Below are 20344 nucleotides of genomic sequence, written 5' to 3'. Positions count from 1 at the left end.
CGAACAGTGGGGAAATCAGAAGCACAACTTCAAAATAACCAAAATCCGAAGCTTAATGATGTTCAATCGTTAGGTGAGAAGCGTTCGCTCTTATCTATTATCGTTGCTAAGTTTCTACAAAATAAGTTAGCGGTATTTGGTTTAATTATGCTTGCGATTATTGTAGGAAGCGCACTTTTAGCACCCTGGATTGCGCCGCATGATCCTGATTTTCAAAACCTACGAAATCGCTTAGCAGCACCGAGTGCTGAGTTCCTACTTGGAACAGATCACTTAGGTCGTGATATTTTTAGTCGTCTATTATTTGGTGGACGAGTATCATTATTCGTAGGATTTGTAGCAATGGTTGGTGCAGTAACAATCGGTACAACGGTTGGAGCGCTTGCAGGTTATTTTGGTGGATTAGTAGATGCATTTTTAATGCGTTTAGTAGATATCATTATTTCATTCCCAAATATTTTCTTATTAATTACTCTTGTTGCAGTATTAGAGCCGAGTCTTGATAAATTAATTATGGTATTTGCCTTTTTAAGTTGGACAGGGACGGCGCGTCTAGTACGTGGTGAGTTTTTAACATTAAAGAAACGGGAATTTGTATTGGCAGCCAGAACGATTGGTATGTCTAATATGAAAATTATTTTCGGACAAATTTTACCGAGTGCGATGGGACCTGTTATCGTAGCAGCAACACTTGCTGTTGGTGGTTTTATTTTAGCAGAGTCAGCTTTAAGTTTCTTAGGGTTAGGTGTTCAGCCGCCTACATCTACTTGGGGTAACATGTTGACATATTCTCAAAGTGTTACGATCTTTAGAACCGCTTGGTGGTATCCAACCTTCCCTGGAGTAATGATTTTACTAACCGTATTATCATTTAACTTTGTTGGTGATGGATTACGTGATGCCTTAGATCCAAGGGTAATAGAAAAATAAAATAGTTAGTTTTATAGATAGAGAGAGGTACAAATTGTATCTCTCTTTTTTTTCTGTTTAGAAAATTATAAAGACAAACCATTTGTGGATAATATCCGAACACGGAAGGTGTCTAGCTCCAAGACGCTTCACTGAATATGCTGCAGTGGAGTTTTGCGACGAGTAATCGCAGGAGCAGGAGCCATCAGCTCGACCGCTTCAGACTTTCCCTTGCGGTCTAAAATCTGACCGCTACGGGAAGGTCTTCCACCGATTTTCGCCGATAGGCGGGCGCCTTGCGCTTTTCTTGTGAAATTACTGAACTAACTTTTACATAATTAACTTGTATTGAGTAAAATAAACAACACTTAACATAACTTTTTCACATTTATGTTGAATAACTATAAAAAAACGTCAGGATAGTCCCATAGTAAAGAAGGGAATATCCTATATTTTTATAAAAATCTACTGATTTTAAGTTCAATTTACTGTTTTTTTATCAAACTATTGACGATTATTGTGATGAAGTTCACTTTTTTGTCACAACTTTAGTGATGTTTTTCACAGCCTTGATTTATAAAGGAGGTTCATTTGATTGTGTAAAAAGTTATGTCGAAATATGTAAAAAACATAATCTAAGGTGAAAATTAATTTTTATCATGCTTATAAATTGATTTGGTAAGCTTTTTGGAGGTCATATGATGGTAATACTTTGGTGTAGATCATTATTAATATTATTGTGTTATTGCAATTTTATAGTGTGACAAAGTTCATAGTTTGTTCACTGTCTATAGTGACATTTCTCACAGTGGGGAATTCTAATAAAAAGTAATCTTAAATTAGAAATTACAAAACTTTATGTGAAACCATGAGTTTCGTTGTTGAACTAAGCTTTAGTCAAAAATATTTTGGGATTTCACAAGTTTTATGTAATCCGCATTACATATATCCTAGTTTTCCCATATGCTTAGTTTAATATATAGAAATCAACTCTCATTATGAGGGGAGGGGGGAGAAGATGAAAGGTTTACTTCAGAAGCTAGATAAGAAGTTGATGTTATTTACATTAATTGGGGTGTTTGTAGGAATAGCATTTTTTGCTACTACTGATGGAGCGATCAATGCGACTGATACACCGGAGTTTTGTGCTAGTTGTCATATGTACGAAAGTACCATTGAAAATTTTAATGCTTCCAATCATGCAACACTTAACTGTAATGATTGTCATGCACCGACAGATAGTAAAATCGCCAGATATACATTTAAGGCTAAAAATGCTATTAGTCACGGGTATATGGCTACATTTGGTGCCAGTAAATTACCAGATGTTATCCATGCGACAGAAAAATCTATGGAAGTAATTGAAAAAAATTGTATCAGTTGTCATGAACCTGGTTTACAAAATATTTCACACGATGCAAAAGATAGTTGTATGGACTGTCACCGTCAAGTTCCTCATAATAAAGGTGACTTTAGACCAGCTGAGTGGTTTGAGCCAGGAAACTTTGAGTTTAATAGGTAATTTTAAATGAGAAAGGGATGAAAAAAATGGGGAGATTAAATAAGAAGTCTATTCTTTTGGCTGTTTTTTCTCTATTGTTAATGTTAGTTTTAGCGGCTTGCAATAGTTCTCAAGCAGAAGAAAGTCAACCAATGGATACTGGACTTGATCCGAATGAATGGAATAACTATGCATTTAAAGATATATTCCCAGAGCATTGGGAAAGTTACATGAAAAATATGGTGAATGAAAAAGAGGTTATTCAAAAAAATGACCCTTCCATTGAGCCGATGTTACCGATCGTTTGGAACGGTTTTGGCTTCGCGGTTGAGTATAACTTAACTCGTGGACATACGTATGCGTTAGAAGATCAACTTGAAGTAAGACGTATTACCGAAAACCCAGATGCGATTGCTTCTTGTGTAACTTGTAAATCTACACTTGTACCACAAATGATTGAAGAGTTTGGTGATGATTTCTGGGCGATGAATGTACACACAGAAATTATGCCATACCTTGAAGAACATGCTGGACCTTCTCGCGATGACGAGCTTGGTAAGTGGGGGCATGCTTCGATCGGTTGTTCTGATTGTCACGATCCAGTAACAATGGATTTACGTATTACTCGTCCTTCATTAACAGATGGCTTAGAAAGATTAGGTTTTGATTATGAAAATGCAACACAACATGATATGCGCTCATTAGTTTGTGCACAATGCCACGTTGAGTATTACTTTGACCCACTTAACGACCAAAAAGTTACATTCCCGTGGGGGTATGGTTTAACGTTTGAAGATCAGTGGGAGTACTCTGAGTATCAAGCATCTAGAGATGGTGGTTTCCCAGGTGAGTACGTATCAACGATTTCTGATACACCAATCTTAAAGGCTCAGCATCCTGAATTTGAAATGTGGAGTTATGGACCGCACCAAACTGTATCTTGTGCAGATTGTCATATGCCTTACCAACGAGTTGATGGCAAGAAGAAAATTTCATCTCACCGTTGGGGTTCTCCAATGAACACTCTTGAAGAATCGTGTCGTTCGTGTCATGGTGATAAATCACCTACTTATTTAGAAGAGCGTGTTAATGACATTCAAGACCGTCACAAAGAGCAATTGTTAAGAGCTCAAGATATTAGTGCATCAGCACACTATTATGCTAACCGTATGATCGTTCGTCAAAGTGAAGGCTTAGATATTTCTGACGAAGATATTAAAAAAGTTCAAGATTTAATTCGTGAAGGACAATGGTTCTGGGATATGCCAGCCGCAGAAAATTCTTATGGCTTCCATAACCCTGATGGATCAATGGCATCATTCGCTAGATCAATTGATAGATCCCAAGAAGCTATTCTTGTAGCTACGAGAACATTAATGGCGGTTGGTGAAGATATTAATGAGTTAGAGCGCCAAATTGAAATTACGAAAGAAAATGTTATTAATGAAGAAGTTCACCATGAAAAGCATACGCATGCGATAAATGAGTGGTTCCCGAACGTTCGTGATAACTAACTAACACCTTTGCAAACGATTGAGATGAACGTTTGCTAGTTAAAAAACTAATTGTGACAAACACCGTACAAAATTTGTACGGTGTTTTTTGTGGATAATTATGTAATACTATGGGTTATTAAAAATACTGTTTATTCTGAAAAATAACTGTAAATACTAACATATTAACGGTTTTTTTATTATGTTGAATATTACTTACAATAAATTATGGTCGTTGTGAAAAAAATCACACATTATCACACAAATCATTCACAGTTATTTCACCCGAAGGTGTGACTTTTATCACAGTTCTAAAATGAGCAAAATATTAAAGTCAAATTAAGAAGAAATCTTTGTAGAGATAGATTAATTAAAAGGGGAGAAATAAATATGAAAAAATTGTTTAGGGGTTTCGTTTTACTCGTAGCGGTTCTCGTAATACAATTAACGTTTTTACCGGCTAACGAAGCCTATGCAAATGAAAATCCACTTACCTTTTCCAAGTTAAATGTCCAAATTATGCCAGAGTTTATTAATCCAGAAGAATGGGATTATACAATTCCTTCACTATTAGTAGGATATCACGGTAGTATCGTAAATGAAACTGAAGAGCCTTATGACGGAGAAATTATTTTTAAACTTCCAACCAATCTACCTCAGTTCCAAATAGGGTATCTTGCCCAGGAAGTTGATGAACAACAACATCTACCAATAGATTTTACTATTAATGAAGAAGAGCAGTACATTTCTTTAACCCCACAAGAGCCAATTGCTCCAAATGCAACTTTTGATTTTATCATTGAACACTTTAGTGCCTCTATTGAAGGAGGGGTAGAAAGAGATTTCACATTTAAATATGTGACGGATGCTGGTGTAACTGATTTTAATGTTGCTATTTACGCACCGTTCCGAGCAGAAAACTTCCAAGTTGAACAAGAGGCTACTCTCGTATCTGACTCTTTTGGTGGAGAAGTTTATGTTTACGAAATGGGCGAAGTTAACCAAGGTGAAACGATAGCTTTTGATGTCTCTTACACAAAGGATAGTAATGTTACAACCCTTGAAGCTTTCAATGATATGCAAGGTGGAATGCCTGATGACGATATTCATGCTGGACTTAATGAAGGAGGTCAAGCGCAGGGAGGTAATAATTCGTTCATCAGTACCGAAGATGCAGTCTTAATTAGTTTAACAATCATTATAGTTGGGGCATTCATTTTTGTGATCGTTCGTAAAAAGAAAAATGGAGACGTCGTTTCCAAAGAAGCAAGTGCTAAGCCGAAAAAAATTATAAATAAAGAAGAAGAAATAAAGAAACTAAGAAAAATGCTAGCTGAAGGAAAAATTGATGAAAAAACGTACAAAGAAAAACGATCTAAATTAGGTTAAAGAAGGAGGAGTTTAGGTGACAAAAAACACAAAAGTTATACTAGCTGGTAGTTCGATTATTGTAGCTATATTAATACTACTAATTGCTGCTACCCCTGGAGCTAGCGGTACAGAAATCCCATTAGCGCAGGCCGTAGCTAACCCAGGACAATATGAAGATCGGTATATTAATACAGAAGGTTTTTTAGTTGAAGAGTCCATTGATTGGCGTGCAGATGAAATTGAATTACGTTTTGATATCGAAGATGAAGATGGAAACGTCCTATCTGTCCTTCATGAACGAGTAAGACCAGATAATTTCAGTGACGGAGTAATTGTGCTATTAGGAGGCTATATTCAGCCGGACGGAATTTTTTATGCTGAAACGGTTCAGACAAGATGTCCATCAGTATATGAAGGTGAAAAACCTGATGAGGATTATGACCCTTCAGTACACCAAGATGTAGGTAATGATGACTAATAGAAACTAATTTAAGTAAAGTAGGATCTATATAACATCTATCATGCATAATATTTGAAAAAACAATGCCATTCAAACAAGAAAGTGTTATAAAGTAACATTTAAAATGGAGTTGTCTCAAAGGGAAGTGTCTGACACCGTTAGTTACAAATATAGACTGATAATTAATTCATACGTCTATACTTAGTAAGGTCTGCTCGGTGTCAGACAACTATGGTACAGCTTCAATTCAAACGTAAAGAAGGTGGAACTAAAGTGTACATCATAGGTAATTTAACAATCTATTTAGCATTTGCTTTAGCATTGTATGCATTTATCATATTTATATTAGGTATTTTCAAACAAGATCAAAGATTAGTAGATAGTGGGAAATCAGCAACGTTAGCAGTATTTATTTTAGCTTCAATTTCAATGTTAATACTGTTAATTCTCTTAGGGACAAGTCAATTTCAATTTGAATATGTCTATTCTTACACAAGTACAGACTTACCTTTAGTTTATAAGTTAGCCGCACTATTTGCCGGTAATTCTGGTTCATTACTAATGTGGACGTTTTTCTTAGCAATGTACACAGTGATGGTTGCTTATTCAAAGAAAATGAAAAACAACCCGATGGTTCCATACATTTCTGCTATATTATTAGGTAATATAATTTTCTTTTATATTATTCTTGGTTTCGTAACAAATCCATTTGGTATGCTAGATTTTGTTCCACAAGAAGGTCGTGGATTAAACCCGATGCTTCAAGACCCGGGGATGCTCCTTCACCCTGTAACACTTTATTTAGGTTATGTAGGGTTTGCAGTTCCATTCGCCTTTGCGATTACTGCATTAATTTTAAAAACTACCGATGCCTTTTGGTTACGAATGACTCGTCGTTGGACAATTATTGCATGGTGTTTCTTAACGCTAGGTAATGTCATCGGTGGTTGGTGGGCTTACCTTGAGTTAGGTTGGGGTGGCTATTGGGCATGGGACCCAGTTGAAAATGCTTCATTTATGCCATGGCTTACAGCAACTGCATATTTACACTCCGTCATGATTCAAGAGCGAAAAGGAATGCTTAAAGTTTGGAACATTAGTTTGATCATTCTTACGTACGCTTTAACGATATTCGGTACATTCCTTGTAAGAAGTGGAGTTTTAACTTCAGTTCACGCATTCGGTGATACAAATATAGGATCATATTTCTTGATATTCTTAGCTTTAGTGGTTATCTTCTCACTTTATGTTTTAATGAGTCGTTACCAATTATTAAAGCAAGATAATGGTCAATTTGATTCACTATTATCAAAAGAAAGTAGTTTCTTAGTTAATAACTTAATTTTAGTCGGTGGAACATTTGCAGTATTTTGGGGAACAATCTTCCCGCTTGTATCTGAAGCTGTAAGAGGGTATAGAGTTACAGTAGGTATTCCATTCTTTAATGCCGTGATGTCACCAATATTATTAGCTTTAATTTTTGTTATGGCGGTTTGTCCATTAATTGCATGGCAACGTTCTACAGTGAAAAATTTAAAAGATAACTTCTTAATACCAGCCATCTTAAGTATCGTTGTTGCTGCGGTTTTAGCTGGATTTGGTATGAGAGCAGCATACCCAATCATTGCTTATGCAGTTATCTCGTTTATGTTATTAACTCACTTATTAGAGTTTTATAGAGGTGTAAAAGCTCGCCGAAAAGTTACAAAAGAAAATTATTTAGTCGCCCTTTACTACTTAATGGTAAAAAATCGTCGCCGTTACGGTGGATATATTATTCACTTCGGTATCGGCATTATGGCGATTGGAATTGTTGGATCAGCATTTGATGATGAGACGATGCAAACCGTTCCTAAGGGTAGCACGATTGAAATTCAGGATTACGTACTAACGTATGAATATTTAGCACAACGTAGAGAAGGTGTTAATGATGTTGTTTTTGCTAACATTCATATACAAAAAGGCGGAAAAGACATTGGTTATATTCAACCAGAGCGTTTATTCTTTTCTACTTGGGATGAACCTCATACACAAGTAGCGGTGCATTCAACTTTACGGGAAGATCTATATGTCGTTTTAAGTGGTTGGGAATCTGACGAAAGAGCAACATTTGTCGTTAAGGTAAATCCGCTTGTTGAATGGGTTTGGATCGGAAGCTTCGTATTAACCATCGGTTCGATCTTTGCGGTTTGGCCTGGAAAATACGGAAATATTACACCGAGATATAGAGGACCGAAGAGGAAGGTGTCTTAAATGAAAAAGTTAATTTTAGTAATGACACTTTTGTTCGCGTTTATTGCCGCCCCAGTACATGTTGTACATGGGGACGGCCATCCGATTGATGATTTTGATTACAAATCTCAAGAATTTAGAGAAATAGCTAGTCAGTTTATGTGTTTATGCGGGTGTGGTCAAGATCACTTTGAGTGTAATATGCAAGGTTGTGGCTTAAATGATGCATTTAAAGTTGAAATTAGAGAAATGATGGAAGACGGACTCGGTAAAGATGAAATTAAAGATTACTATTTAAATATGTATGGTGAAGAGATTTTAACAGCTCCAGAAAGAAGAGGGTTTAGTCTAGTTGCTTGGGTATTACCATTCGTTGCCCTCGGTGGTGCAACAACAGGAGTATTCTTTGTCGTTCGCAAGTGGATTGCACAAGGAAAAGGTCAAGAAGAAACGAAAGAGGTTTCAGCTGACAAAGATGAGACGGAAGATGAAATTGTTAAATCAATAATTGATGAGGAACGTAAAAAGTATTACTAGGATGTGAAAATGATGGGGTATATAGTTAGTTTTTTAATTTTAGCTTTTTGTTTATATTTAGTCATAACTCCTTTATTAAGACCAAAACAAGCTACAAGATCGATGGAATCAATGGAAGATGAATTTGATCATATTTCAATTGAAAGTGTATATGCAACGCTAAATGAATTAGAAATGGATTACAATATGCAGAAGCTCTCTGATGAAGACTATCAAAGGTTAAAAAAGGATTATGAAGAATTAGCAGCTGAAATAATTGCTAAAGAAAAGAAAAAAGAGAAAAAAGCAGATAAAAATGAAGAAAGTCTTGTGAAAGATATCGAATCTGAAATTGAAGAGGAGCTTGCGCAACTTCGAAAAGAAAGAGAGGAGAAATAATAATGACAAAGCTGATAATAGCATCTGTTGTTGGTGGTTCTTCTCCTTTTCATAACCCTGGTCATTTACGAATGTGGTATAGCTCACCGTTAAGTAACTTCGATGCGCATCTTGTTACAGCGATTTTAGTTATTATTATCGTAGCTGGTATCGGTTGGTTCACTTACTTCCAATTAAAAAATAAAGCTTTAGCAGATGAAGTAGGGGCAACTGCCGACGAAAAAGAATTTCATGATTTGGTCGTTAAACAAAAAGTAATCTTAAATAAATTAGTAGAGTTAGAAGAACAGCATAAAGCTGGAGAACTTTCAGATGAAGATTATGAGAAAAAAACTAGCGCTTATCGAGATCATCTCGTAAAAGTGAAGGTACAATTACAGCGGTTTATGGATTAACCCCCCTGAGCCGCTTAAAGGGGATCAAGCCATGATCGAAACAAAAGGACTCGTTAAAACAATCGGAGACAAGATGATTCTTCGTGGTATTAATCTTTCAATTAAAAAAGGTGAAACCGTCGCCATACTTGGACCTAATGGAGCTGGGAAAAGTACCGTATTAAAAATATTAGGTGGTTTAATAAAGGCGTCATCAGGAGAAGTCAAAGTGAACGGATTAGATTTAAAGAAAGACTCCTATGACGTAAAAAGAAAAATAGGTTTCCTAGCCCACAATAGCTTTTTATACGATCATTTAACACCGTTAGAAAACTTAAAGTTTTTCGGGAAACTATACGGAGTTGAAAATGTAGAAGAGCGTGCGAAACAATTAATTGACGAAGTTGGGTTGAGCTTTTTTACACATGACCCAGTTCGCTCTTTCTCAAGAGGAATGATGCAAAGAATCGCCATAGCGCGAGCGATTATTCATCAACCTGAAATATTGTTGTTTGATGAACCTCATACGGGTTTAGATCAGCAGGCGATTAAACTATTAAATGACGTTATATTAAGAATGAGAGACGAAGGGTCAACGATTTTAATGGTGACTCACGACTTTCAGCAAGCCATCGAGACATGCGATCGCTTTATTATCATTAAAAATGGGAAAATAGTTGATGACCTGCAAAATGTTGAGAGAAATATAGATACAATTACTGAAAAATATATGGAGCAGGTGTCAGGCCTATGAACAACTTATTCAAAGCAGCTTTCATTATAGCTGGAAAGGATCTATATTCAGAATGGAAAACAAAGCAAGTCGTCACAACGATGTTAATTTTTGCTGGTCTTGTGATCGTAACGTTTTCTTTCGCCTTTGATCCGTCCAATAATGCGGTTCGGGCAATTATTCCTGGTCTCATATGGGTTATTACCATTTTTTCTGCTATTTTAGGTTTAAACCGTTCGTTTTTGTCAGAGACGAAAAATGATAACCTTTACGGTATGATCGTCTCACCTACGGATCCTTCGAGTATTTATTTAGGTAAAGTAATCGCTAACTTCATTTTTGTACTGATCGTTCAATTAGTTTCTATTCCGGCTTTATTTATTTTATTTGATTTCCGCTTTATGGGTAATTTCCCGTTATTTTTAGCGGTTGTCGTATTAGGAACGTTCGGTTTCATTAGTGTCGGAACATTTTTAGCTGGACTTTCGAGTAACTCAAGAAGTAGTGAAATGCTCTTACCGATACTACTCTTTCCGATCGTTAGTCCAATTATTATAGCGGCCGTACAAGCAACTAGAATTCTCCTAATTGATATTGAACAAATTGCTAGTGCGATTTCATGGATACAATTAATGGGAGTTTATAATTTAGTCTTTTTTGTTTTATGTTTAGTATTATTTGAATATGTGTTGGAGGTGTAAAAGATGAATAAACCTAATGATTTAATAGATATACCTGAAGAAAGCCGTTTATATAAGACATTATTTTTCATTTCTATTCCTATGGTGATAATCGCATTGTATTTGTCGTTTATATATGCACCAGTTGAGAGAACAATGGGAGTTGTTCAGAAAATCTTTTATTTCCATGTAGCTTCTGCTTGGGTGGCATTTTTCGCATTTTTTATCGTAGCTGTTTTCAGCATTATGTATCTTATTAAAAGAACAAGAATATACGACGTGATTGCTGGGGTATCTGCTGAAATTGGTGTTGTTTATACGGCAATTGTTTTAATTACAGGTCCTATTTGGGCACGCTCAGCTTGGAATACTTGGTGGACTTGGGAGCCGCGTTTAACAACGACGTTAATTTTATTCTTTATGTATATTGGCTATATTATGATTCGCAAAATGGATGGAGCGTGGGAAAAGAAAGCCCGTTTGGCCTCTGTATTCGGTATTATTAGTTTTATCAATGTACCAATTGTTTTCATGTCCATTCGTTGGTGGAATACAAAACTTCACCCGGTTGTTTTTGGTGAAGGGTCAGATCAAACTGGTGGTGGACTTGAACCAGAAATGCTCGTTGCACTTATATTTTCTGTATTCACGATGACTGTTTTATATTCAGTCTTCCTATTAAAAGGAGTTTATATTGAAAAGTTACAAATTCAAACAGCACGCTTAAAGGAAAAAATCCAAGAAAAAATGATTAGCTAAAGGGGGATTTTCAAATGACTTATTTATTTGCAGCTTACTCTATTATTTGGTTGCTACTCGCTGGGTACATGTTTACGTTAGGGAAACGTCAAAGTGATATTGCTAAACAGTTGAAGTTTTTACAAGAGTTAGAGAAAAAATAATTTTTTTCTACCGCTTATAGGGGGTGTTATTTGAATGAAAAAGCCAGTTAAATTAATCGTAATGACATTTGCGATATCGATGTTAATTGTTATGGTTTTAGGTTTACGCTCTGTCGGAAGTAGTGTATCTATTGGGGAGCCAGGCTATGATTTTGAAATGCAAGATTTAGAAGGAGATCTTCATCGACTCTCAGATTATGAAGGTGAAATGGTCTTTATGAACTTTTTTGCTACATGGTGTTACGTATGTGTTGAAGAAGCTCCAGAATTAGAAGCATTTAATGAAGAGTTTAAAGACCAAATGAACTTGTTTGTTGTCGTAAGAGGTGAACCGGTAAGAACCGTTCAAAGGTATGTTGATGAAACGAAATCAAATAAAACTTACCTCTTTGACTTTAACACCGAAATCGGTAGGAAATTTGGTGTTACTGGGCAACCTGAAACACTTGTCATTAATGAAGAAGGCATCATTATCGATCACTTTGTTGGAGCTGTTAGTCGTGATTTTCTTGCTGGAAAATTAGAAGAATATAAAGGAAATACGATTGGAAAATATACTGTAGATTAAATAATACTTGTGGGTTAGTGGCATATTTGTTACTGGCCTTTTTGTTTTTGGGTAGTTGGTTTGTTGGTTAGTGGAGGGTTGGTTAGGTTGTGCCCGCCCTGGCTTTTACATGTTAGGTGGTGACGGAACGCCTTCATGGAGATTTTCTATAGTGAAAAGAGAAATTCCTTAACTAGCCTAATTGTCAAATAGGTATATTTTGTTTTTCTAGAAGCTTTTTTGTATGATAGTTACAGTAAAATAGTCAATGGAGGCATTCATTCGTGTTAGAAACCGACATTTTTTTCATGGAAAAAGCAATTGAATTAGCAAAAAAAGCGGAGGGAATAAATGAAGTACCTATAGGGGCGTTAGTAGTTAAAGATGGTGAAGTGATCGCTGAAGCTTATAATTTAAGGGAAGTCGAACAACGGGCCATTGCACATGCAGAACTACTGGCGATTGATCAAGCTTGCGAAAAACTAAATACGTGGCGCTTAACCGGTTGTACATTATATGTGACGCTTGAGCCTTGTCCAATGTGTGCCGGCGCGATTATTCAATCGCGAGTTGATCGTGTTGTTTATGGAGCGCGTGACCCAAAAGCTGGTTGTGTCGGCTCTATTTATGACCTTCTTAATGAGCAAAGATTTAACCACCAATGTGAAGTTGAACGTGGAGTCTTAGCTGAAGAGTGTGGGGAGTTGTTGACGAACTTTTTTCGGAAGTTACGTAAAAGGAATAAGTAATTAACAATTTAAAATGTACAATTTACAATTTTGAAAGTTATTCATGGGGGAGTTTTGAGTTTTGAGTTTTGAGTTTTGAGTTTTGAGTTACTTTGTGAAATAGTGTGCAAATTGAGGTTTACTTTAGGTGGTATATATTAATGGTTGCCGAGCTTTTGAGAGAGCCTCTAAAATTCAATCGAAGTTTTAAGCGAGCGAGAGAACTTGGTGGTCAAGATTTTTTCTAGAAAGGTAGCGTCATATCAGCTTTGTATTAAGGAATTTTTAATTATAAATTTTAAATTATAAATTGAAATCCATGATTTACCCCCATTTCCTTAAACATGTTTTTGTGTGGACTTGATTTTTATCTTAAAAACCTCTATACTTAATTTTGCGTCACACAAACGGCGCCTTAAAAATTGTTTATAAATTTGTCGTGCTAGGTGGGGAGGTAGCGGTGCCCTGTACTCGCAATCCGCTATAGCGAGACGGAATCCCTTCCCTAGGTCTTGTTACCGTAGGGTCTGCCCTAAGTAAGTGGTGTTGACATTTGGGTTCTACGCAACGGAAACCCATGAACCCTGTCAGGTCCGGAAGGAAGCAGCAGTAAGTGGACTCTTCCGTGTGCCGTAGAGTTGCCTGAATTGAGCTAACTGCTTAGGTAACGCCTGGGGTAACTTGATCGAAGGAAGGTGCACGGCACTAATTTTTATAAGAAGCAATTCTCATTAGAGGATTGCTTCTTTTGTAGTTTAAACCTTGCGCATTTCTGTTTATTAGCTTTGAAAAATTAGTTTTGAAAAGGTATAATGTAAACTAGTGAATGCTCACTTAAAATGCACGAGGAGGTGTAAGGATGGGGTATCAAGCATTGTATCGAGTTTGGCGACCGAAGCAGTTAACAGATGTTGTCGGACAAGAACATATTACAAAAACAATTAAAAATGCTCTCGTCCAAGAGAAGTTATCTCATGCTTATCTTTTCACAGGACCTCGTGGAACAGGGAAGACGAGTGCTGCAAAAATTATTGCAAAGGCTGTAAATTGTCAAAATGCACCGGTTGATGAACCTTGTAATGAATGTGAGGCATGTATAGGTATAAGTGATGGTTCAATAGTAGATGTAATAGAAATTGACGCTGCATCTAATAACGGCGTAGATGAAATAAGAGACATACGTGATAAAGTGAAGTTTGCTCCAAGTAGCGGTGTACGATATAAGGTTTATATTATAGATGAAGTACATATGTTATCGACAGGCGCCTTCAATGCTTTGTTAAAAACGTTAGAGGAACCGCCGAAGCACGTCATTTTTATCCTAGCGACAACTGAACCTCATAAAATTCCATTAACGATTATTTCGAGGTGTCAACGTTTTGATTTTAAAAGAATTTCAAGTCAGGCGATGACAGCTAGAATGGAGTTTATTTTAAGTCATTATGATACGAAGGTGAATGACGATGCATTAGCAATGATTGCCCGCGTTTCAGAAGGTGGAATGCGTGATGCGTTAAGTTTACTTGATCAAGCGATTTCGTATTGTGATGAGGAAGTTTCCTTAGAAGATATTTTAACAATTACAGGCGCTGTATCTCAAGGTTTGTTAGTCGAGGTGGCTCAGGCACTCGTGAACAATGATGTTGTTAAGGCACTAAGTGCAGTGGATAAGTTAGTTTTAGCAGGGAAAGATCCAACTAGATTTATTGAAGATTTTATTTTCTTTTATCGAGATATGCTATTGTATAAAACAGCCCCACAACTTGCTGAAACCCTTGAAAGAGTAACTGTTGATGAAGTCTTTGTATCCTTATGTAAAGACACACCGACCAACTGGATTTATAATACGATTGAAACGTTAAATGAAATTTTACAGGATATGAAGTGGTCGAGCCACCCTAAAATTTTTATTGAGGTTGCGATCGTTAAAATTTGTAACAATAACGAGGTTGAAACGACGAGTATTGTTAATAATGAAGATTATCAAACGCTTTTAAAGAAAGTTCAAGTTTTGGAGCAGAGGCTAGAAAGTGTTAGTTCGAATCCGACGTCTCAGCCATCTTCTAATCAAGAACGTCCTAAAAAAAATCAAGGACAGTTTAATGTTAAGGCAGGTGGTGGTGGTATAAGTAGTGGTCAAGTAAAAGAAATGCTTAAACAAGCATCAAAACAAGATTTACAGCGTATAATGGCCAACTGGGGAAAAGTAATGGAGCAAGTAAAAAAACAAAGTGTCCCTGCTCACGCTTGGCTTTCAGATAGTAAACCGGTTGCTAGCTCAAAAAATATGATTTTACTATCATTTCAAAATCAGATGCACCGAGATATGATTGATACGAAATTCCGTCCAATAGTGGAACAAACGATTTTAAACATATTATCGGATCAATATAAAGTTTTGACATTACTATCTAATCAATGGGAAACTATAAAAGACGATTTTGTAAGAGGACAACGTAGTGAAGAGAGTTCTGACAATGGTGATCCTCTCGTCGAAGAAGCAGTGAAATTAGTAGGTTCAGATTTAATTGAAATTATTGATTAATTATATGAAAGTGAGGAAACTAAGATGAAAAACATGGGAAACATGATGAAACAAATGCAAAAGTTACAAAAGCAAATGGCGCAAGCTCAAGAGGAACTTAAAGAAAAAACAGTTGAAGCAACTGCTGGCGGTGGTATGGTAAAAGTGATTGCTACTGGTGAAAAGAAAATTTTAGAAGTAGTCATTTCTGAAGAAGTTGTTGATCCTGATGACGTAGAAATGCTTCAAGATTTAATTTTAGCTGCTACAAACGAAGCGCTTAAAAAAGCCGATGATATGATCAATCAAGACATGGGTAAATTCACTAAAGGAATGAACATGCCAGGAATGTTCTAAAATGAAATTATGCAATTCGCTTAAGTTAATACATTAAGTACGAAATGTTTCCTTATGGTTATGTAATATAGCTGTGAGGAAACATTTCATTGTTCAATTGAGATACGTTTTTAGTCTATTTAACAAGGAGGAGAGGTTTTGCAGTATCCTGAACCGATATCCAAACTAATTGAAGGTTTTATGAGATTGCCAGGAATCGGCCCGAAAACTGCGAGTCGACTGGCTTTTTTCGTATTAGATATGAAAGAAGATGATGTGCTCGATTTTGCAAAAGCACTAGTTAATGCAAAAAGAAATCTAACTTATTGCTCTGTTTGTCATAATATTACTGATGCTGACCCATGCTATATTTGCGAAGATCAAAAAAGAGATAAGTCTGTCGTCTGTGTTGTACAAGATGCTAGAGATGTGATCGCGATGGAAAAAATGAAAGAATATGATGGTCTTTATCATGTATTACAAGGGGCGATTTCGCCAATGGATGGCGTTGGACCTGAAGATATAAAAATTCCAGAACTTTTAAAAAGGTTACAGGATGACACGATCCAAGAAATTATTTTAGCGACCAACCCTAACATTGAAGGTGAAGCAACAGCGATGTATATCTCTAGACTTGTCAAACCAACGGGAATTAAGGTGACAAGGATTGCTCACGGCTTACCAGTAGGTGGAGATCTAGAATACGCTGATGAGGTCACCCTTTCAAAAGCCATTGAAGGACGTAGGGAACTATAGCATATAAGGAGTAAAGGAAAATGCTGTTTCGAAAGAAGGGGAAAATTAGGAAGGCTGAAGACGATCGTCTAATAGCGCACATTGATGAATTAAAAGCAAAGTTAATGAATCAAAAACAATTAGTTCAAAATAGTGTCGACCCACCAGAGGATGTAATCTATAACATGAAGTTAACAGAAGCAAAATATTTGTTTTTGCTAAAAGAAGCGAGAAATAGAAAAACGAGCATGGGAAAATCTTATTAAAGTATTTTCTTATGTTCTTTTTTTTATATCTATTCAATAGATATAGTAAAGAGAGCTTGTCAATTACTAAGGAGGGATAGTATGGATCCGATCATTATCGTTACTCTATTAGGAGGAGTCATCTTTTTATTGTTAGTATTGGGTGCGCCTATAAAGCCGTTGCGCTTTGTTGGACAAGGGATGATCAAATTAATTATAGGAGCGTTATTTTTATTTTTTCTCAATGCGTTTGGCTCGGTAGTAGATTATCAAATTCCAATTAACTTCGTTACTGCATCGGTATCAGGATTTTTAGGCATACCTGGGTTAATCGTTCTGATTGCTATTGACTTATTGATATTATAAGCGCAAGTATTTCAAAAGTAGTAGATAATGGATTTTAAATTACTTAATGAAATGAGGTTTTCTAGATTAATCTTTGTAGTACTTTAAAGGTGACTTCATGAAATAGTGTCGCTTTTGGCGTAAAAATGATTAGTATAGCTGAGGTGAAGTGATGAAAGCGCTGAGTAATTTAAGTTAATAAAAAAATGTTTAAAAGGTTGCACAAAGGGTATAGGCATGGTATAGTAATAAACGTTGCTTCTGAGACAACATTCGACAAAAAGTTTTCAAAAAAACATATTGACGAACAGTTGAGGGAGTGTTATTATATTAGAAGTCGCAAGAAACACAAACAAACACAATGAATTAAAGTAGCTAACAACTTGTCGTATTTTAAAAAAGTTGTTGACGGCGGCGGCGCATCGTGTTATAATTAAATTCTTGTTGGAAAAACAGAAGGGGTTTACAAGCGGAAAGGTCAAAGAGATCTGAAGCTTATAAATTACCTGATCGTCCTTTGAAAACTGAACACACAGCCAAGCGAATTAAGAAAGGTGGAAGGCAGCACTTAATAGTGAGGTCTGAAACTTTAAAAAGAGATATGAAAATCTCGTCAATGTTTTATTTTGAGCTTTATCAAACACTTTTATGGAGAGTTTGATCCTGGCTCAGGACGAACGCTGGCGGCGTGCCTAATACATGCAAGTCGAGCGGAGTTTTAAAAGCTTGCTAGTAACTCAAAGAAGCAAAACACAAACTCAAAATCGAAATGAATTCACACTTAAGAAACTTAAATGTATGTTATCTAGTTTTGAAAGAACAATCTTTCAATGAATTATGAATATAAAGTTTGATGCTAGTGAGCCTTCAAGAGAAGCTTACAAGTAACTCAACACTCAAAACTCATAATTCAAAACTAAAAAGTTTAGTGGCGATAGCGAAGAGGTCACACTCGTTCCCATGCCGAACACGATCGTTAAGCTCTTCTGCGCCGATGGTAGTTAGGGGTTTCCCCTTGTGAGAGTAGGACGTTGCTAGATTAAAAAACACTCCAATAGGGGTGTTTTTTAATATTTAAATATTATTTATTACATACATTACATTTTATATTTCGAAGCTTTTTACTCTAATATAAAAAAAGTAAGATACGAAAAATTTATTACAATATTAAATAATGAGTTATTATTTTATTTGTTAAATAAAAGAGGTTTCTATAAAAATGTTAATGACTACTCGCTAATTCAAATGAAATACTTAGAAGAGAAGATTGGATGGGTGCCTATATTATTTATAGGGTTTTGTAAAAGGGGAAATATAACAAACGAAAGCGGCTGTCCCAAAACAAGAGCCAGACATATATGGGACAGCCATTTTATATTGTTATGAATTCTCATTGCTTTGTTTAATCTCTTTTTCGCTAAACATCTCATTGACCTCTTCTAACTGTTTATGTTGGTCAACTGAGTCACCAGCATAAACCGGGGTAGAGCGGAAAATGTCTTTTGAATCAACATTACTTCTAATTGTTATTTCTTCTCTTTTTAAAAAGCTGTCGTCTTTTTTCTTAGCCAAAATATTCACTCCTATAAATTTATTCAAGTATAGTATTGCCTATCCTTTTCCTAATACTTAAACAATGGTAAAATCTTTATACTATGTCATGGGACGAAAGTTAAATATGGTAGATCATTGGAGGAGGGCTTAAAGATGACATTTAAATTTAATACGAAGACGGTTCATTTTCAAAAGAAGTCAGAGGAAAAAAATGTTAGTAAATCTCAACCTATATACCAAACTTCCGCTTTTTCATTTAAAGATTTAGATGATATGGAAGATTTCTTCAGAGGAAATAAAGATTATTTATATACAAGGTACAGTAACCCAAACACTGAAGATTTAGGACAAGGTGTCGCACAGTTAGAAGGGGCACCCAAAGGTGTTGCAACTTCTTCAGGCATGTCAGCAATACTGGCCGGTGTGTTGGCAGTTGTCAGTCATGGTGATCATATTATCGCTTCTGAGGATATTTATGGGGGTACTTATCAACTTTTTGCTAATGAAGTAAAAGAGTTTGGTATTCGTGTTTCTTTTGTTTCTATGGATAATATGGATCAAATTGAGCAAGCTATCGAAGAGGATACAAAGCTACTATATTCAGAAACAGTCACCAATCCATTACTTAGAGTGGAAGATATTAAAGCATTAGTTACATTAGCAAAGAAACACAACTTAAAGACAATGTTTGATAATACCTTTGCGACACCATTTTTAACTAAACCATATGAGTTAGGTGCCGACTTAGTCGTTCATAGTGCAACAAAATATATTGGTGGTCATAGTGATGTCACAGCTGGAGTATTAGTGGGCGATGAAGCGTTAATGTCTAAAGCAAAATCAAAAGTGATTAATTTAGGATGTAATTTAAGCCCATTTGAAGGTTGGTTAGCTTGTAGAGGTTTAAAAACTTTAGCTGTTAGAATGGATTGCCAAGCAAAAAATGCTCAAGCGCTTGCCGATTTTTTACGACATCATGAAGCAATTGAAAAGGTATATTACCCAAGATCAGTTTCTGAAAAAGGTAATGGAGCAATCGTAACGATTGATATCGGCGAGAAGTGTGATTTAAATACGTTCTTTCAATCATTAAACTGGATTAAAATTGTCCCTACTTTAGCTGGGGTTGAGACATCTGTCACCTATCCTTTAGGAACTTCACACCGATCAGTACCAGATGGTGTTAGAAGAAAATTAGGAATTACAAAAGGACTTGTAAGAATCTCTTTAGGAATTGAGGATTCCGAAGATATAATTGAAGCTTTTTCAGAAGCAATAAAAAAATCTCAACGGTAAATTTGCATTCGGGTTTTGCTTGTGCTATTATTAACAATATCACAAGCAAAACAAATGATTTTAGCAAAAATTTATTATTATCGCGGGATGGAGCAACGAGCATAACATCGTTGAAAAAGCGACGAGTTGTCTCGACGCAAAAACTACAAAGCGATACTAGTAGAGGAAGAGACAGTGCCTTACTAGGAGCAAGAACAACACTTTATAATTTATTATTATCGCGGGATGGAGCAACGAGCAGAACATCGTTGAATAAGCAACGAGTTGTCTCGACGCATCTAACTACAAAGCAAAGCTAGCAGAGGAAGAGACAGTCCCTCGCTAGGAGCAAGCACAAAATTATATTATTTCTTATTATCGCGGGATGGAGCAGTCTGGTAGCTCGTCGGGCTCATAACCCGAAGGTCGGAGGTTCAAATCCTTCTCCCGCAACCAATCCTTAAACATCCTGAGTGTGCTTTTTG

Annotated in this window: 22 protein-coding genes, 1 tRNA gene, 1 rRNA gene and 1 other RNA gene; 24 read left to right on the top strand and 1 reads right to left on the bottom strand. The window is 36.0% G+C overall.

What is annotated here, in order from left to right; translation table 11 throughout:
• Window positions 1–6 precede the first annotated feature (6 nt).
• The 22 genes from opp4C (at window position 7) to rrf (ending at window position 18070) form a co-directional block, all read left to right on the top strand.
• Window positions 7–930 (top strand): oligopeptide ABC transporter permease, encoded by a 924-nt coding sequence (gene opp4C, locus BKP35_RS04545; protein ID WP_071312171.1) that lies wholly within the window; start codon window positions 7–9, stop codon window positions 928–930.
• A 997-nt stretch (window positions 931–1927) separates the two neighbouring features.
• Window positions 1928–2431, top strand: a complete 504-nt coding sequence (locus tag BKP35_RS04540) for a cytochrome c3 family protein (protein WP_071312170.1) — start codon at window positions 1928–1930, stop codon at window positions 2429–2431.
• 26 nt (window positions 2432–2457) lie between these two features.
• Window positions 2458–3924, top strand: a complete 1467-nt coding sequence (locus BKP35_RS04535) for an ammonia-forming cytochrome c nitrite reductase subunit c552 (RefSeq protein WP_245741847.1) — start codon at window positions 2458–2460, stop codon at window positions 3922–3924.
• Between the two features lie 369 nt (window positions 3925–4293).
• Window positions 4294–5292 (top strand): hypothetical protein, encoded by a 999-nt coding sequence (locus BKP35_RS04530; RefSeq protein WP_071312169.1) that lies wholly within the window; start codon window positions 4294–4296, stop codon window positions 5290–5292.
• 16 nt (window positions 5293–5308) lie between these two features.
• Window positions 5309–5752, top strand: coding sequence for a cytochrome c maturation protein CcmE domain-containing protein (locus BKP35_RS04525; protein ID WP_071312168.1), 444 nt, complete (start codon window positions 5309–5311; stop codon window positions 5750–5752).
• Between the two features lie 255 nt (window positions 5753–6007).
• Entirely contained in the window at window positions 6008–7987 is a 1980-nt protein-coding gene (locus BKP35_RS04520) for a heme lyase CcmF/NrfE family subunit (protein WP_071312167.1), read from the top strand.
• Window positions 7988–8503: a cytochrome c-type biogenesis protein gene (locus BKP35_RS04515; RefSeq protein WP_071312166.1), complete on the top strand. Its 516-nt coding sequence runs from the start codon at window positions 7988–7990 to the stop codon at window positions 8501–8503.
• A 9-nt stretch (window positions 8504–8512) separates the two neighbouring features.
• Window positions 8513–8881, top strand: a complete 369-nt coding sequence (locus BKP35_RS04510) for a hypothetical protein (RefSeq protein WP_139192801.1) — start codon at window positions 8513–8515, stop codon at window positions 8879–8881.
• Between the two features lie 2 nt (window positions 8882–8883).
• Entirely contained in the window at window positions 8884–9276 is a 393-nt protein-coding gene (locus BKP35_RS04505; protein ID WP_071312164.1) for a hypothetical protein, read from the top strand.
• 31 nt (window positions 9277–9307) lie between these two features.
• Window positions 9308–10009 (top strand): heme ABC exporter ATP-binding protein CcmA, encoded by a 702-nt coding sequence (gene ccmA / locus BKP35_RS04500; RefSeq protein ID WP_071312163.1) that lies wholly within the window; start codon window positions 9308–9310, stop codon window positions 10007–10009.
• Window positions 10006–10689, top strand: a complete 684-nt coding sequence (locus BKP35_RS04495; RefSeq protein ID WP_071312162.1) for a heme exporter protein CcmB — start codon at window positions 10006–10008, stop codon at window positions 10687–10689. Before ccmA ends, BKP35_RS04495 begins: the two co-directional genes overlap by 4 nt.
• Window positions 10690–10692: 3 nt before the next feature.
• Window positions 10693–11427 carry a cytochrome c biogenesis protein CcsA gene (locus BKP35_RS04490; protein ID WP_084031432.1) on the top strand — a complete coding sequence of 245 codons (735 nt, stop codon included), beginning with the start codon at window positions 10693–10695 and terminating at the stop codon, window positions 11425–11427.
• A gap of 14 nt (window positions 11428–11441) precedes the next feature.
• Window positions 11442–11570: a CcmD family protein gene (locus BKP35_RS18835; protein WP_084031431.1), complete on the top strand. Its 129-nt coding sequence runs from the start codon at window positions 11442–11444 to the stop codon at window positions 11568–11570.
• A 34-nt stretch (window positions 11571–11604) separates the two neighbouring features.
• Window positions 11605–12138, top strand: coding sequence for a TlpA family protein disulfide reductase (locus tag BKP35_RS04485; protein WP_071312161.1), 534 nt, complete (start codon window positions 11605–11607; stop codon window positions 12136–12138).
• Between the two features lie 263 nt (window positions 12139–12401).
• Entirely contained in the window at window positions 12402–12866 is a 465-nt protein-coding gene (tadA, locus tag BKP35_RS04480; protein WP_281244178.1) for a tRNA adenosine(34) deaminase TadA, read from the top strand.
• A 416-nt stretch (window positions 12867–13282) separates the two neighbouring features.
• An RNA gene (gene ffs, locus BKP35_RS04475) (signal recognition particle sRNA large type) lies at window positions 13283–13548 on the top strand.
• A 156-nt stretch (window positions 13549–13704) separates the two neighbouring features.
• Window positions 13705–15390 (top strand): DNA polymerase III subunit gamma/tau, encoded by a 1686-nt coding sequence (gene dnaX, locus BKP35_RS04470; protein ID WP_071312160.1) that lies wholly within the window; start codon window positions 13705–13707, stop codon window positions 15388–15390.
• A gap of 24 nt (window positions 15391–15414) precedes the next feature.
• Complete coding sequence (locus BKP35_RS04465; RefSeq protein ID WP_071312159.1) at window positions 15415–15726, top strand: YbaB/EbfC family nucleoid-associated protein; 312 nt, start codon at window positions 15415–15417, stop codon at window positions 15724–15726.
• A 138-nt stretch (window positions 15727–15864) separates the two neighbouring features.
• A complete protein-coding gene (gene recR / locus BKP35_RS04460) occupies window positions 15865–16461 on the top strand; it encodes a recombination mediator RecR (protein ID WP_071312158.1) in 597 nt (198 codons plus the stop codon).
• Window positions 16462–16481: 20 nt separating this feature from the next.
• A complete protein-coding gene (locus BKP35_RS04455; protein WP_071312157.1) occupies window positions 16482–16706 on the top strand; it encodes a YaaL family protein in 225 nt (74 codons plus the stop codon).
• 81 nt (window positions 16707–16787) lie between these two features.
• The gene (locus BKP35_RS04450) at window positions 16788–17051 is read left to right on the top strand and encodes a pro-sigmaK processing inhibitor BofA family protein (protein ID WP_071312156.1); all 264 of its coding nucleotides are present in this window, start codon (window positions 16788–16790) and stop codon (window positions 17049–17051) included.
• Window positions 17052–17954: 903 nt separating this feature from the next.
• Window positions 17955–18070 (top strand): 5S ribosomal RNA (rrf, locus tag BKP35_RS04445).
• Between the two features lie 340 nt (window positions 18071–18410).
• Here rrf and BKP35_RS04440 read toward each other — a convergent pair.
• Window positions 18411–18602, bottom strand: a complete 192-nt coding sequence (locus BKP35_RS04440) for a hypothetical protein (protein WP_245741845.1) — start codon at window positions 18600–18602, stop codon at window positions 18411–18413.
• Window positions 18603–18737: 135 nt separating this feature from the next.
• On the opposite strand from BKP35_RS04440, the gene BKP35_RS04435 reads away from it, so the two are divergent.
• Complete coding sequence (locus BKP35_RS04435) at window positions 18738–19880, top strand: trans-sulfuration enzyme family protein (RefSeq protein WP_071312155.1); 1143 nt, start codon at window positions 18738–18740, stop codon at window positions 19878–19880.
• A gap of 358 nt (window positions 19881–20238) precedes the next feature.
• Window positions 20239–20315, top strand: a tRNA-Met gene (locus tag BKP35_RS04430).
• Window positions 20316–20344 lie beyond the last annotated feature (29 nt).

Source organism: Anaerobacillus arseniciselenatis (assembly GCF_001865995.1).
Classification (GTDB): domain Bacteria; phylum Bacillota; class Bacilli; order Bacillales; family Anaerobacillaceae; genus Anaerobacillus; species Anaerobacillus arseniciselenatis.
The sequence above is the reverse complement of the archived record's forward strand: the minus strand, read 5'-3'. Positions and strand labels throughout refer to the sequence as shown.